Origin of the sequence: Jiella avicenniae (genome assembly GCF_021390325.1) — a bacterium.
Classification (GTDB): domain Bacteria; phylum Pseudomonadota; class Alphaproteobacteria; order Rhizobiales; family Rhizobiaceae; genus Jiella; species Jiella avicenniae.
In genome coordinates this window covers 141,329-154,561 of sequence record NZ_JAJUWU010000001.1, presented here as the reverse complement: position 1 = coordinate 154,561, position 13,233 = coordinate 141,329, and the positions used below count along the sequence as shown (strand labels likewise).

The following is a 13,233-nucleotide window of genomic DNA, read 5'->3' as shown; positions in this document are numbered from 1 at the left end:
CCATGCACGAGCGTTCGCGAGCGACGCGGCTCGTCGTCGAAGACGTCGCCAAGAGCTTCACCAACCATCTGCGCGGCGGCATCCATCTGCCGGTCGTCCGCAACGTGTCCTTGGCGGTGAAGGCCGGCGAGGTGGTGGTCCTCGGCGGACCGTCCGGGGTCGGCAAGTCGTCGATCCTGAGAATGATCTACGGCAATTACGGCGTCGAGACGGGCCGTATCCTCATGCGCGGGGCGGCCGACGAGCCCTTCGTCGATCTCGCCACGGCAAGCCCGCGCGAGGTCATCGTCCTGAGACGAGACGTCGTCGGCCATGTCAGCCAGTTCCTCCGGGCGATCCCGCGGGTCTCGGCCCTCGACGTCGTCGCCGAGCCGCTGCTTGCCCGCGGCGTCGAACCCGCCACGGCCCGCAAAGACGCGGCGCGGCTCTTGGAGCGGCTGAATCTCCCCGCAGCCCTCTACGAGCTTCCCCCGGCGACCTTTTCCGGGGGCGAGAAGCAGAGGGTGAACATCGCCCGCGGCTTCCTCACCGATCACCCGATCCTCATTCTCGACGAGCCGACCGCCTCGCTCGACGCCGCCAATCGCGACGTCGTCTGCGACCTGATCGCCGAAAAGCGCGAGCGGGGCGTGGCGATCCTCGGCATCTTCCACGACGAGGAGGTGCGCGGGCGCATCGCCGACCGGATCGTCGACGTCTCCGGATTTTCCGCGCGCGAAAGAGCCGCCTGATGCCGAAATATTCCGAAACCCCGCTGATCCATCAGAGCGCCGAGGTCGAAGCCTGCCATCTCGGCCGCTACACCGAGATCGCCGAGCGCTGCCGCGTCTCCGAGACCCGCCTCGGCGATTATTCCTATGTCATGCAGGACTGCGGCATCTGGGCGAGCGAGATCGGCAAGTTCGTCAACATCGCCGCCGCCGTCCGCATCAACGCCACCAATCATCCGACCTGGCGCGCGACGCTGCACCACTTCACCTACCGGGCCGGCGACTATTTCGACGGCGAAGAGAACGAAGCCGAGTTCTTCGACTGGCGGCGAGCCCATTCGGTGCGCATCGGCCACGACGTCTGGATCGGCCACGGCGCGACCATCCTGCCGGGCGTCACGATCGGGAACGGCGCCGTGGTCGGGGCCGGCGCGGTCGTCTCGAAGGACGTCGAGCCCTATACGATCGTCGGCGGCGTGCCGGCGCGGCTCATCCGCCGGCGGTTCTCCGAAGAGGTCGCCGCGGGCATGGAGCGGCTCGCATGGTGGGACTGGCCGCATGCCGCGCTGCATGCTGCGCTTCAGGACTTCCGCACCCTCGACGGGGCGGCGTTTCTCGCCAAGCACGGCTCGTAAGCCTTTTCGATCATTCGCGAATCAATCGTCATCGAAGCATCGCAAAGCCGTCATCGAACTCTCATGCAAGGGCTCTAAAGCTCCGGTGACGCGGCAGCGCGACACCGATCAGGAGCACCCGATGACGGCGATCGCAGTCGAAAACCTTTCCAAGCGTTTCGGCAGGAAACAGGCCCTCGCCGGGGTCGATCTGACCATCGGCCGGGGCGAGATGGTGGCGCTGATCGGCGCATCAGGTTCCGGCAAATCGACATTGATGCGGCACATCGCCGGACTGGAGCGCGGCGACGCCGGCTCGCTGATCGAGATCCTCGGCAACGTCCAGCAGAGGGACGGCCGATACGGCGCCGACATGCGCAACCTTCGCGGTGACATCGGCGTCATCTTCCAGCAGTTCAATCTGGTCGCCCGGCTGCCGGTGATCACCAACGTGCTCTGCGGAATCCTCGGCCGCATCTCGGCCTGGCGCGGCACGTTCGGCTTCTTCACCAGGGCCGAAAGGATCGCGGCCATCGAGGCGCTCGGCCGGGTCGGCATCCCCGAGGTCGCCTGGCAGCGCGCCTCGACGCTCTCCGGCGGCCAGCAGCAGCGCGCGGCGATCGCCAGAACGCTGGTGCAGCGTTCGAAAATCCTCCTCGCCGACGAGCCGATCGCCTCGCTCGATCCCGCCTCGGCGCGGCGGGTGATGGACGTTCTCGCCGACATCAACCGGAGCGAGGGCATGACCGTCCTCGTCTCCCTGCATCAGGTCGAATATGCCCGCGTCTATTGCGACAGGACCATCGCGCTTCGGGACGGAAAGGTCGTCTATGACGGCCCGTCCGACGCCCTGTCCGACACCTTCCTGACCGAACTCTACGGCGCCGCGTCCGAAGAACTGGTCCTGCCGCAGAAGCTGCCGGTCAGGGGCGAGGCCCGTCCGGCCGAGACGTCCGACCGACGCGCTGGCGTCCGAAAGAAAACCCTTCAGCCGGCGTGAGCGACGTTTCAGCGACCGGCCGACGATCCCCAGACCACCAACAGGGAAACCAGAACCCATGAAGCTCATCTCGAAAATGCTCGCGGCGGCGGCCATCGCCCTGTCGCTCGGCGGCACGGCCGTCGCCCAGAACGGCGAGACGGTCAATTTCGGCATCATCTCCACCGAGAGCCAGCAGAACCTGCGCCCGAAGTGGGAGCCGTTCCTGAAGGACATGGAGGAACAGACCGGCCTCACCGTGAAGCCGTTCTTCGCGTCCGACTATGCCGGCGTCATCGAGGGCATGCGGTTCGGCAAGGTGCAGGTCGCCTGGTTCGGCAACAAGTCGGCGATGGAAGCCGTCGACCGGGCCGACGGCCAGATCTTCGCCCAGACCGTCGATGCCTCGGGCAATCCTGGCTACTGGTCGCTGATCCTCGTCCCGGCCTCCTCCAAGCTGACCTCGCTCGACGATCTCCTGAAGTGCGACAAGACGCTGAACTTCGGCCTCGGCGATCCGAACTCGACCTCGGGCTATCTCGTGCCGATGACCTTCGTCTTCGCCCAGAGCGGCGTCGACCCGAAGGAATGCTTCAAGACGGTAACCAACGCCAATCACGAGACCAACGCCATGGCCGTCGCCATGGGCCAGGTCGACGCGGCGTCGAACAACACCGAAAATCTCGCGCTGATCGAGAAGAACCAGCCGGAAGCCTTCAAGAAGATCAAGATTCTCTGGAAGTCGCCGCTGATCCCCTCCGATCCGCTGGTCATCTCCAAGAAGGTCGACGACGCCACCCGCGAGAAGATCGAGACCTTCATTTTGAACTACGGCACCGACAAGTCGCAGGGCGACGCCGCCGAGGAGAAGCAAGTCCTCGCCGGCCTCGAATGGGCGCCGTTCAGGAAGTCCGACGACGACCAGTTGCTGCCGATCCGGGTGATGGAAGTTTCGAAGAAGATCGGTCAGATCCAGGCCGACGAAAAGATGGACTCCGCCGCCAAGAAGGCCGAGATCGAGAAGCTCGAAGCCGAGAAGGCCGAGTATCAGAAGAAGATCGAGGCCAACGAGAAGAAGCCCGGCGCCTGACCAGGCCGACGAGGCTCGCCCGCCCTTTCCGGCGGGCGGGCTCTTCCCCGCGGCTGGCCGCCGAACCGGTGGCCGGCCGTTTTGACGCGGCGCTTTCCACGGACCAGCGGAGCCCTCGATGTCGACGACGAGCGAACCCCTTTCCGCCGCCTCCCCGTCGCGGGCAGCGCAGGCCATGCCCGACATCAATGCCGGCCGCGACTGGTCGCGCACGCTCTGGAACCTCGCCATCCTCGCCGGCGTGGTCGCTGCCCTTGCCATCAGCTGGGGCCCGGCCGAGATGGGGCGCTGGACCTTCCTCTTCACCGATGCCGCCAACATGGCGGACTATGCCTCGGGCTTCCTCAATCCCGACTTCACCGACTGGCGCTACTACGTCGAGGAGATGGTCGTCACGGTCGAGATCGCCGTCTGGGGCACCTTCCTGTCGCTGATCGTCTCGATCCCCTTCGGCATCCTGTGCGCCCACAACATGGTGCCCTGGTGGGTGCTCCACCCCTGCCGGCGCCTGATGGACGTCTTCCGGGCGATCCACGAGGTGGTCTGGGCGGTGCTCTTCGTCGTCGCCGTCGGCCTCGGCCCCTTCGCCGGCGTCATGGCGCTGTTCGTCCACAACACCGGCATCATGGCGAAGCTGTTTTCCGAGGCGGTGGAATCGATCGATCCCCGGCCCGTGGAAGGGATCCGCTCGACCGGCGCGACGCGCATCCAGGAGGTGATCTTCGGGGTCGTCCCCCAGGTGCTGCCGCTGTGGGTCTCCTACACGCTCTATCGCCTCGAGACCAACGTTCGGACGGCGACGATCCTCGGCGTCATCGGCGCCGGCGGCATCGGCCAGGTGCTGTTCGAATCGGTCCGCGGCTTCTATTATCCGCAGTCGTCGGCCATCCTCGTCATCGTCGTCGTGACGGTGGTCCTCACCGACCTTCTCTCCCAGCAGCTTCGCAAGTTCGTCACCTGACGCGCCGCGAAGCTCCGCAGTGACGGGATCGCCCGTCGCACTGCCCGAAAGAGCCCCGAATGCCCGCCGAAACGACATTGTCGAACGCCCGCATCGTCCTTCCCGACGAGGTGATCAGCGGCCATCTGGTCATTCGCGACGGCAAGATCGCGGCGATCGGCGAAGGCCCGGCGAGCGGCGAGGACATGGAGGGCGACGTCCTCATTCCGGGTCTGGTCGAACTTCATACCGACCACATCGAGACCCACTTCATGCCGCGGCCGAAGGTCTTCTGGGACATGTTCGCCGCGCTTCAGGCCCATGACGCGCAGATCGCCGCCTCCGGCATCACCACCGTCTTCGACGCGATCCGCGTCGGCACCGACGAGGACGCGACGCTGACCGTCGACACGATGGAAAAGCTCTCGAACGTCATCGCCGAGGCCGCGTCGAGCGACGATACGCGGGCGGAACACTTCATCCACCTCAGATGCGAGGTCTCGGCGCCCGATGCGGAGGAAGGCTTCGAGCGGCTGTCGAAGAACCCGCGGGTGCGCCTCGCCTCGCTGATGGACCACGCGCCCGGCCAGCGTCAGTTCGTCAGCCTCGAGACCTACCGGGTCTATTACCAGAAGAAGAAAGCGCTGTCGGACGAGGCCTTCGAAAGCTTCACGCAGCGGCGCATCGCCGAATCCGAGGCAAACAGCGGCCGCTCGCGCCGGGTGATCGCCGCCGGGGCGCGCGAGCGCGGCATCGCGCTCGCCTCCCACGACGACGCCACCGAGGCGCATGTCGCCGAGGCGCTCGAACTCGGCACGCAGATCGCCGAGTTCCCGACCACCCTCGAGGCGGCGAAAGCCTCGCACGGCGCCGGCCTCGGCGTCCTGATGGGCGCGCCCAACATCGTGCGCGGCGGCTCCCATTCCGGCAACGTCGCCGCCCACGACCTCCTCGCCGCGGGTCAGCTCGACATCCTGTCGTCCGACTACATTCCCTTCTCGATGTTGCAGGCGGCGTTTCTGCTGGCGCGCGAAGGAACGCTCGACCTTGCGCCTGCCATTCGCCTCGTCACGGCCAACCCGGCCCGGGCGGCGGGCCTTGCCGATCGCGGCGAGATCGCCCTCGGCAAACGCGCCGACCTCGTGCGCATCCGCGAGCCGCGGCCGAAGCGCCCCCCCCTCGTCGTCAGCGTACATCGGGCCGGCCGCCGTGTCGCCTGAACGGGAAAGCGCCGACGTCCGCGGCGCCTTCGTCGCCGTGGTCGGGCCGTCGGGCGCCGGCAAGGACACGCTCATCCGTCTCGCCGCCCGCCATTTCGCCGGCGACGAGCGCTTTCACTTCGCCCGGCGGTTCGTCACCCGCAAGGCCGACCCGGACGCCGAGGATCACGCCGAGCTCGACGAAGCCGAGTTCGAACGCCGCCGGAACGAGCAGGGCTTCGCCCTCGCCTGGCGCGCCCACGGCCTCGGCTACGGGCTCGATTTTAGCCTTCACGCCATGATCGCAGACGGGCGGACCGTGATCGCCAACATCTCGCGCCGGCAGATCGCCGATGCCGCCGCGGTCTTCCCGCGCCTCGCCGTCGCCCACGTCGCCGTGCCCAGATCCCTGCTGGTCGAGCGCATCGTCCGGCGCGGCCGCGAGGACCGGGCGGGGGCGCTGGCCCGCGTCGAGCGGGAGGCGCCGCTCGACCTGCCGCGAACGGTCTGGCGCGCGGTGGAGATCGACAATTCCGGCCCGGTCGAACAGGGCCTGTCGCGGCTCATCGCCTTTCTGGAAAACTGCTGACGTCCTTCGCTGAGCGGGTGCGACCCCGCGCATGCCGGAAAATCAAACCAGCGTGGAAATGTTGTGAGATGCGCGCAGGACCTGTAGCGTGCGGTGGTTAGCCGACACAGATCCAGCCGCACGAACGCAGAGCATTGATCTTCTCGCCGTGTACGTACATTGTAAATACGCGTAGGCGGCCATGACGTTCGATTGGGACGAAGGCAAGCGGCGCTGGCTGATCGATGATCGCAAGATCGACTTCGAAGATATGAAGGCCCTTTTCGACGGGCGCCCTCGGCTATCCTATTCCTACCCGCGGGACGGTGAGGATCGCACCGTTTCCCTCGGCGAGATCAATGGACGCCTGTTCGCCGTGGTTTGGATGTGGAGGGGTACCACCCTCTGGATGATCACGGCCAGAAGGGCATGGAAGCGCGAGGAACGTCACTACCTCGATATGGTGGAAAGGCACTGATGACCCACCGCGGCAAGACGGATTTCGAACTCGTCGACGACGATGCGGAACTGACCCGGCAGGAACATGACGACGTGGACCTGAGCGGCATTCCCGCCGACTGGCTTTCCCATGCCCACCTGGAGACCGGCATTCCCGCCCCGCGGTCGCCGGTGAACAAGCGTCCCGTCACCATTCGGCTCGATTCCGAGGTCGTCGACTACTTCAAGGGTCAAGGGCGGGGGTGGCAGACCCAAATCAATGCCATCCTGAAAGCCTTCGTCGACCGCAAGCAGGGCGGCGCCTGAGCCGCTGATCTTTCTGGAATTCTTCCAATTCCAATCTTTGCTCGGCCGGTTGACAGATAATCTTGACCGTCTTAGCCAAGATTGGGCAAACGATCCACACACGCCACGCGCAACTTGCCGCACCGTTCACTGGGTGATTCCACGCCCGGGAGGAGACCTGTCGCCATGAATTCTTCCGCCCGCTCCGCAACCTTCACCCTCGCGGCCGCCGCCGCGCTGCTTTCGAGCGGGGTCGCGCTGGCCGAGACGCCGGCCCCGAAGGCCGTGCTCGAAAACTACGCCGACATCGCGCTCGCCGGCTACGAGGACGCTCTTGCCAAGGCCAAGGAACTCGACGCGGCGACCGATGCGCTGATCGAAAAGCCGAGCGAGGCGACCCTGCAGGCCGCCCGCGACGCCTGGCGCGCCTCCCGCCCGGCCTATCAGCAGACCGAAGCCTTCCGCTTCGGCAATCCGATCGTCGACGATTGGGAAGGCCGGGTGAACGCCTGGCCGCTCGACGAGGGCCTGATCGACTATGTCGACAGCAGCTACGGGTCGGAGTCCGACGAGAACTCCCTCTACACCGCCAATGTGATCGCCAACCAGACGATCACCGTCAACGGCGAACAGATCGACGTCTCGACGATCACGCCGGAGCTTCTGCAGGACAAGCTGCAGGAGGCCGGCGGCATCGAGGCGAACGTCGCCACGGGCTACCACGCCATCGAATTCCTGCTCTGGGGCCAGGACCTCAACGGCACCGAGGCCGGCGCCGGCGAGCGTCCCTATACCGACTATGCGACAGGCGATGCCTGCACCGGCAGCCATTGCGACCGCCGCGGCCAGTATCTCGATGCCGCCACCGACCTCCTCGTCTCCGACCTCGAAGAGATGGTCGGCAACTGGAAGGCCGACGGCGCGGCGCGCAAGGCGCTCACCGACGATCCGACGAAGGGCCTTTCCGCGATCCTCACCGGCATGGGCTCGCTCTCCTATGGCGAACTCGCCGGCGAGCGGATGAAGCTCGGCCTGCTGCTGCACGATCCGGAGGAGGAGCACGACTGCTTTTCCGACAACACCCACGTGTCGCATCTCAACGACGTTCTCGGCATCCGCAACGTCTATACCGGCAAGTACCAGCGGGTGGACGGCAAGACGGTCGAAGGCCCGGCGATCGCCGATCTGGTCGCGGCCGAGGCGCCGGAGATCGACGAGGAGATCCGCGCCGATCTCGACGACAGCGTCGAGAAGTTCCAGGCGATCGCCAAGGCCGCCGAGGACGGCGAGGCCTACGACCAGCAGATCGGCGAGGGCAACGACGCCGGCAATGCCCGCGTCCAGGCCGGCATCGACGCACTGATCACCCAGACCCGGGCGATCGAGCGGGCGGTCGCCGCCCTCGACCTCGGCGGCGTGACCATCGAAGGCTCGGATTCGCTGGACAACACCCAGGCGGTCTTTCAGTAAGGCGCCGGGCGGACGGGACGTCCGTTCGAAGAGAAGATGCGAGGGGCCGCCGGGGCGGCCCTTTTCGCCGTGTGAAGTACGGATGGAGACGCTCTCATGCGTTTCGCCACGAAAGTGACGCTTCTGGCCGGCATGATCCTTCTGCCGGCCGCAATCCCGCTCAGCGCCAGCTACGGGATCGATCGACCCGCGCGGCACGACCTTTCGAAGAAGGACCTCGCCCGGGTCCGAGCCGTGACGCAGCCGACGACGGATTTTTCCGAGCCGGAAAAATTCGAGGCGATGCAGGCCGGCGGCGCGACCTCGACCAAGCTCGTCAACCGCGACTCCTTCTCCCAGGTCTCCGCCAACCAGAGCTTTGCCGGCGAGGATCGCTTCAAGCTCGGCAATGCCCTTTTTCGCAAGCTGTGGGTCTCCTCCCCCTCCTCCACCGAAGCCTCCGACGGGCTCGGGCCGCTGTTCAACTCGCGCTCCTGCCAGTCATGCCACCTGAAGGACGGGCGTGGCCACCCGCCGGAAAACGGCGAGCCGGCCGTCTCGATGTTCCTGCGGCTTTCGGTGCCGCCGAAGACCGAAGAGGACCGGCAGAAGCTCGAAAACCACGAACTGACGCGCATTCCCGAGCCGTCCTATGGCGGCCAGCTGCAGAACTTCGCCGTGCCGGGGCTGAAGCCCGAGGGCAAGATGGCGATCAGCTATCGCGAGGAACCCGTCACCCTCGCCGACGGCACCGTGGTCAGCCTCCGCCACCCCACCTATTCGGTCGAGGATCTCGGCTACGGGCCGATGGCGAAGGACGTCATGCTGTCGCCGCGCGTCGCCCCGCCGATGATCGGCCTCGGCCTCGTCGAACAGATCGAGACGGCCGACATTCTCGCCAATGCCGATCCGAACGACGCCGACGGCGACGGCATTTCCGGCAGGGCCTCGATGGCGCGCGATCCGGAGACCGGCGAGTTCGTTCTCGGCCGCTTCGGCTGGAAGGCGACGACGCCTTCGATCAAGGTGCAGAGTGCCGAGGCCTTTTCCGGGGACATCGGCATCTCGACGCCGCTCGTCACCGATGCCTTCGGCGAATGCTCGATCGCCCAGACCGTCTGCCGCGATGCGCCCTCCGGCGTCCAGGAGCGGCTCGGCGAGGTCGAGGCGCCGGACCCGATCCTCGACCTCGTCACCTTCTATTCGCAGAACCTCGCCGTGCCGGCCCGCCGCGACGTCGGCGACCCTGAGGTCCTGCGCGGCAAGAAGCTGTTCTACGATGCCGGCTGCACCTCATGCCACACGCCGAAATTCGTCACCTCGAAGGACGCGCCGGACAAGGCCCAGCGGTTTCAGCTGATCTGGCCCTATTCGGATTTCCTCTTGCACGACATGGGCGAGGGTCTCGCCGATCACCGCCCCGTGGGAGACGCCTCGGGCAGCGAATGGCGGACGCAGCCTCTGTGGGGCATCGGCCTCACCGAGACGGTGAACGGCCACACCCTGTACCTCCACGACGGCCGGGCGCGTAATCTCGCCGAGGCGATCCTGTGGCATGGGGGCGAGGCAGAGGCCTCGCGCGAGGCCTATGCCGCGATGGATGCGGCCGATCGCGCCGCGCTGCACCGTTTCCTGGAGTCCCTATGAGCTTCGACATGCCCCCTCGCCCGATTGCGCCCCGATCCCGCCCGGCCCGTTTCCGGTGGCTCGCAGCCGCCTTGGCCGTCCTCGTCGCGCTGCCGGTCTCAGCCGTGCCCGCCCTCGCCCAAGAGGACGGCCCGCCCGAGACCACCAAAGCGACGCGGGAACAGAAGCTCGACGTCGTCTGGAACGCCATCGACGGGTCCATCCGCCCCGGCTACGCCGCCTTCGCCGACGCCGCCGACGAGGCGAAGGAGGCGATGGGCGACCTCTGCAAGCTGCCGGCCGGCGAGAATCTCGAAGGCGCGCGGGAAGCCTTCGCCGATCTCGTCCGCGCCTGGTCGCGGGTCGAGTTCGTGCAGTTCGGTCCGGTGATGGAGGACAATCGCGGCTCGCGAATCCTGTTCTTCCCGGATCGGCGCGGCATCGGCCTGAGGCAGGTGCAGGCGATCCTCGCGGACGAGGACGAGAGCGCCACGACGCAGGCCGGACTTGCGGACAAGTCCGTCGCCGTACAGGGGCTCGGTGCCCTCGAATACGTGCTTCACGGCACGGGCGCCGACACGCTGGCGACGAAGGAGGGCAATTTCCGCTGCCGCTTCGGTGAGGCGATCACCGCCAATCTCGCAGAACTCAGCGATGCGATCGAGGCGGACTGGAGCAAGGAGGCCGGCGGCATCGCCGAGCGGCTGACCGGCCCCAAGGACAGCGACCCCGCCTATCGGAGCGCAGACGATTCCCTGAAGGAGATCGTCGGCGTCTTCATCAACGGCTTCGAGGCGATTCGCGATCTGAGGCTCAATCCGGCGATGGGCGAGAACGAAAAGAGTGCCAGGCCGAAGGCCTTCCTGTTCTACCGCTCGGAACTCGCCCTCGCCTCGCTCCGGGCGAATTTCGCGGGGATGAAGGATCTCTTCGCCGCTTCGAACGTCGGCTCGCTGCTCCCCGAGGCGCATGCCTATCTGAAGGATTCGATCCTGTTCGAATTCGAGAACGCCGACATGGCGCTCGGCAAGCTCTCGCCGCCGCTGGGCGAGGTGGTCGGCGACACGGCAAAGCGCCAGAACCTCACTTATCTGCTGATCGTCACCGACAGCCTGCAGAGCCAGTTCGCCGGGCAGCTCTCGCCGCTGCTCGGCCTTTCGGCCGGCTTTTCCGCCCTCGACGGCGACTGAGCAGGACGACCTAACAGTGAATGGCTGAAAGGAAGCGGACGATGCGCCTCTTTCCCGGAACGACCGTCGCGCGCGGCGCCCTCCTCGACCGCCGCAGCTTCCTGATCGGCGCCGGCGCGGCCTTCGCCGCCGGACTGTCGCCGCGCGGTGCCGCGGCCTTCGAGCGGGCGGACGCCCTGTTCGGCGCCTCGTGCCTTCGCCCCGACGGCAGCTTCGGCTGCGCCGTCTTCACCGATCGCGGCGAGATCGTCTCGACCGTCGCCCTGCCCGACCGCGGCCACGACGTCGCCTTCGACGCGGTTTCCGGCCGTGCGGTGGTCTTCGCCCGGCGTCCGCGCACCTTCGCGATCGTCTTCGACCCGACCTCCGGCCAGACCATCAAGACGCTGACGTCGCCCGAGGGGCGGCATTATTTCGGCCACGGCTTCTTCTCGCCGGACGGGCGGCTGATGTACGCCACCGAGCACGACTACGATGCGGCCAAGGGCCTCGTCGCCGTCTACGACGTTCAGGCCGACTTTGCCCGTATCGGCGAGTTCGACGCCCACGGCATGGACACCCACGAGGCGCTGCTGATGCCCGACGGCGAGACCATCGTCATCGCCAATGGCGGCATCGAAACCCATCCGGACTACGGCCGGCAGATGCTCAACCTGCCGACCATGGAGCCTTCGATCGTCTTCATCGATCGGCGGACCGGCGACCTGATCGACAAGCAGCTTCTGCCGCAGGACCTCCACAAGCTGTCGCTGCATCACATCGCCATCGACGCCGGGAACCGGGTGTGGTTCGGCGGCCAGTATCAGGGCGCGGCCTCCGACGCACCGCCGCTCGTCGGCTTCGCCGAGGCCGGCAGCCCGTTGTCGCTGACGGAACTCGCCCCGACCGATCTCGCCTCCCTGTCGAACTATGTCGGCTCGGTCGCGGCGAGCCGGGAGGGCGAGCGCATCGCCGTCTCCTCGCCGGTCGGCGGCACGGTGATGATCCTCGAGGCGAAGACCGGAAACGTCCTCGAACGCATCGGCCTCGCCGACGGCTGCGGCCTCGCGCCCGACGGCACCGGCTTCCTCGCCACCTCCGGCAAGGGGGCGGTCATGCGGCTGGAAGAGGACGACGCGACGGCGGCGTCCGACCTCGAATGGGACAACCACATCCTGGCGCTCTGACGCCCGATCCGTCCCACATCGATACCGGCGACCTTGCGAGTCTGTGCCGTTTCGGCACGGCCAAGGTCGATTCGTGCCGTTTCGAGGCAGAATTTCATGGCACGAAACCTGCTCATCCCCGAAAGAGTTAAGAATTCGTTACTTTCGAGGAGAGACCCATGGCTCGCCAAAGCCTCTTCGCCGCGACGACGATCCTTGCCGTCGCCACGGTCTGCATGCCGCTCCACGCCGGGCCCGCCGAGGCGGAAGATGCCCCCCGGCATCACATGCGGAACGATACCGGCCAGGAGCGATACCGCCGCGACGGCGGCGCCGTGCGACTGCCGGCCGAGAACCGGGCCGGCGGGCGTCACGAAGGCGACCGCGGCCACGTCTTCAGGGCGAATGGCGACGCCGGTCGGATCAACGGGATCGATCGCCTGACCGGCAGCGCCTCAGCCCCGGACACGCTGCAGGAATTCAACGAGGACAACCTCAACACCGCGCCGGATATCTATTCCACCAGCGAGCGGGAAGAGTTCCTCGAGGACGGCGGCAGCATCAGTGCCTCGACCTTCCGCGTCGACGCGGCGCCGATCGTCTATCGCGGTGGCCTGCGGCCGTTGCGCGGCCCGGCCGCGGGCCACTGGCGCCATGTCGTCGTCCAGCCGACGAACATCAGCGACCGCGGCTCGGTCAGCTTCCTGACCTCGGACGTCGGCTACGAGCGGGGCAATCGCGGCGCGTTTCGGCGTTTGTCGGGCGGCTCGGTCGGCGCCGTCGGCGGCATCCGGGCCTCGTCGAGCGCGCCCAAGATCATCGACGTCGAGGCCGCGCGCCTCGATCGGCGGCGGATGCCGCCTTCCGGGATCGATACGATCTGGACCGGCGGCGCCAAGATCATCCGCATCGCCAAGGACTACCGCCGCGGCGACGATACTGCGTCATTGAAGTAAGGAGCCTCGGCCTCGCGACGGAC

At 67.0% G+C, this 13,233-nt stretch carries 14 protein-coding genes; all 14 read left to right on the top strand.

Features of this window, described 5'->3' with window-relative positions; all coding sequences use genetic code 11:
• The first annotated feature begins 2 nt into the window (after positions 1-2).
• The 14 genes from phnL (at position 3) to LZD57_RS00725 (ending at position 13,210) form a co-directional block, all read left to right on the top strand.
• Positions 3-731: a phosphonate C-P lyase system protein PhnL gene (phnL, locus tag LZD57_RS00790; protein ID WP_233717209.1), complete on the top strand. Its 729-nt coding sequence runs from the start codon at positions 3-5 to the stop codon at positions 729-731.
• Complete coding sequence (locus tag LZD57_RS00785) at positions 731-1,345, top strand: DapH/DapD/GlmU-related protein (RefSeq protein WP_233717208.1); 615 nt, start codon at positions 731-733, stop codon at positions 1,343-1,345. The genes phnL and LZD57_RS00785 overlap by 1 nt, the downstream gene beginning before the upstream one ends.
• Positions 1,346-1,466: 121 nt before the next feature.
• Entirely contained in the window at positions 1,467-2,324 is an 858-nt protein-coding gene (phnC, locus tag LZD57_RS00780; protein WP_233717207.1) for a phosphonate ABC transporter ATP-binding protein, read from the top strand.
• 58 nt (positions 2,325-2,382) lie between these two features.
• A complete protein-coding gene (phnD, locus tag LZD57_RS00775) occupies positions 2,383-3,393 on the top strand; it encodes a phosphonate ABC transporter substrate-binding protein (protein WP_233717206.1) in 1,011 nt (336 codons plus the stop codon).
• A gap of 118 nt (positions 3,394-3,511) precedes the next feature.
• On the top strand, positions 3,512-4,354 hold the full coding sequence (gene phnE, locus LZD57_RS00770) for a phosphonate ABC transporter, permease protein PhnE (RefSeq protein WP_233717205.1): 843 nt from the start codon (positions 3,512-3,514) through the stop codon (positions 4,352-4,354).
• A gap of 59 nt (positions 4,355-4,413) precedes the next feature.
• The gene (locus LZD57_RS00765) at positions 4,414-5,553 is read left to right on the top strand and encodes an alpha-D-ribose 1-methylphosphonate 5-triphosphate diphosphatase (protein ID WP_233717204.1); all 1,140 of its coding nucleotides are present in this window, start codon (positions 4,414-4,416) and stop codon (positions 5,551-5,553) included.
• Entirely contained in the window at positions 5,543-6,121 is a 579-nt protein-coding gene (gene phnN, locus LZD57_RS00760) for a phosphonate metabolism protein/1,5-bisphosphokinase (PRPP-forming) PhnN (protein WP_233717203.1), read from the top strand. The genes LZD57_RS00765 and phnN overlap by 11 nt, the downstream gene beginning before the upstream one ends.
• Before the next feature lie 181 nt (positions 6,122-6,302).
• The gene (locus tag LZD57_RS00755) at positions 6,303-6,578 is read left to right on the top strand and encodes a BrnT family toxin (protein ID WP_233717202.1); all 276 of its coding nucleotides are present in this window, start codon (positions 6,303-6,305) and stop codon (positions 6,576-6,578) included.
• Positions 6,578-6,865 (top strand): BrnA antitoxin family protein, encoded by a 288-nt coding sequence (locus LZD57_RS00750; protein WP_233717201.1) that lies wholly within the window; start codon positions 6,578-6,580, stop codon positions 6,863-6,865. The genes LZD57_RS00755 and LZD57_RS00750 overlap by 1 nt, the downstream gene beginning before the upstream one ends.
• 165 nt (positions 6,866-7,030) lie before the next feature.
• Entirely contained in the window at positions 7,031-8,314 is a 1,284-nt protein-coding gene (locus tag LZD57_RS00745; protein WP_233717200.1) for an imelysin family protein, read from the top strand.
• A gap of 96 nt (positions 8,315-8,410) precedes the next feature.
• Positions 8,411-9,940, top strand: coding sequence for a di-heme oxidoreductase family protein (locus tag LZD57_RS00740; protein WP_420844708.1), 1,530 nt, complete (start codon positions 8,411-8,413; stop codon positions 9,938-9,940).
• Positions 9,941-10,011: 71 nt separating this feature from the next.
• A complete protein-coding gene (locus LZD57_RS00735) occupies positions 10,012-11,109 on the top strand; it encodes an imelysin family protein (protein WP_233717199.1) in 1,098 nt (365 codons plus the stop codon).
• Between the two features lie 41 nt (positions 11,110-11,150).
• Positions 11,151-12,275, top strand: coding sequence for a DUF1513 domain-containing protein (locus tag LZD57_RS00730; RefSeq protein WP_233717198.1), 1,125 nt, complete (start codon positions 11,151-11,153; stop codon positions 12,273-12,275).
• A 158-nt stretch (positions 12,276-12,433) separates the two neighbouring features.
• Positions 12,434-13,210 (top strand): hypothetical protein, encoded by a 777-nt coding sequence (locus tag LZD57_RS00725; protein ID WP_233717197.1) that lies wholly within the window; start codon positions 12,434-12,436, stop codon positions 13,208-13,210.
• Positions 13,211-13,233 lie beyond the last annotated feature (23 nt).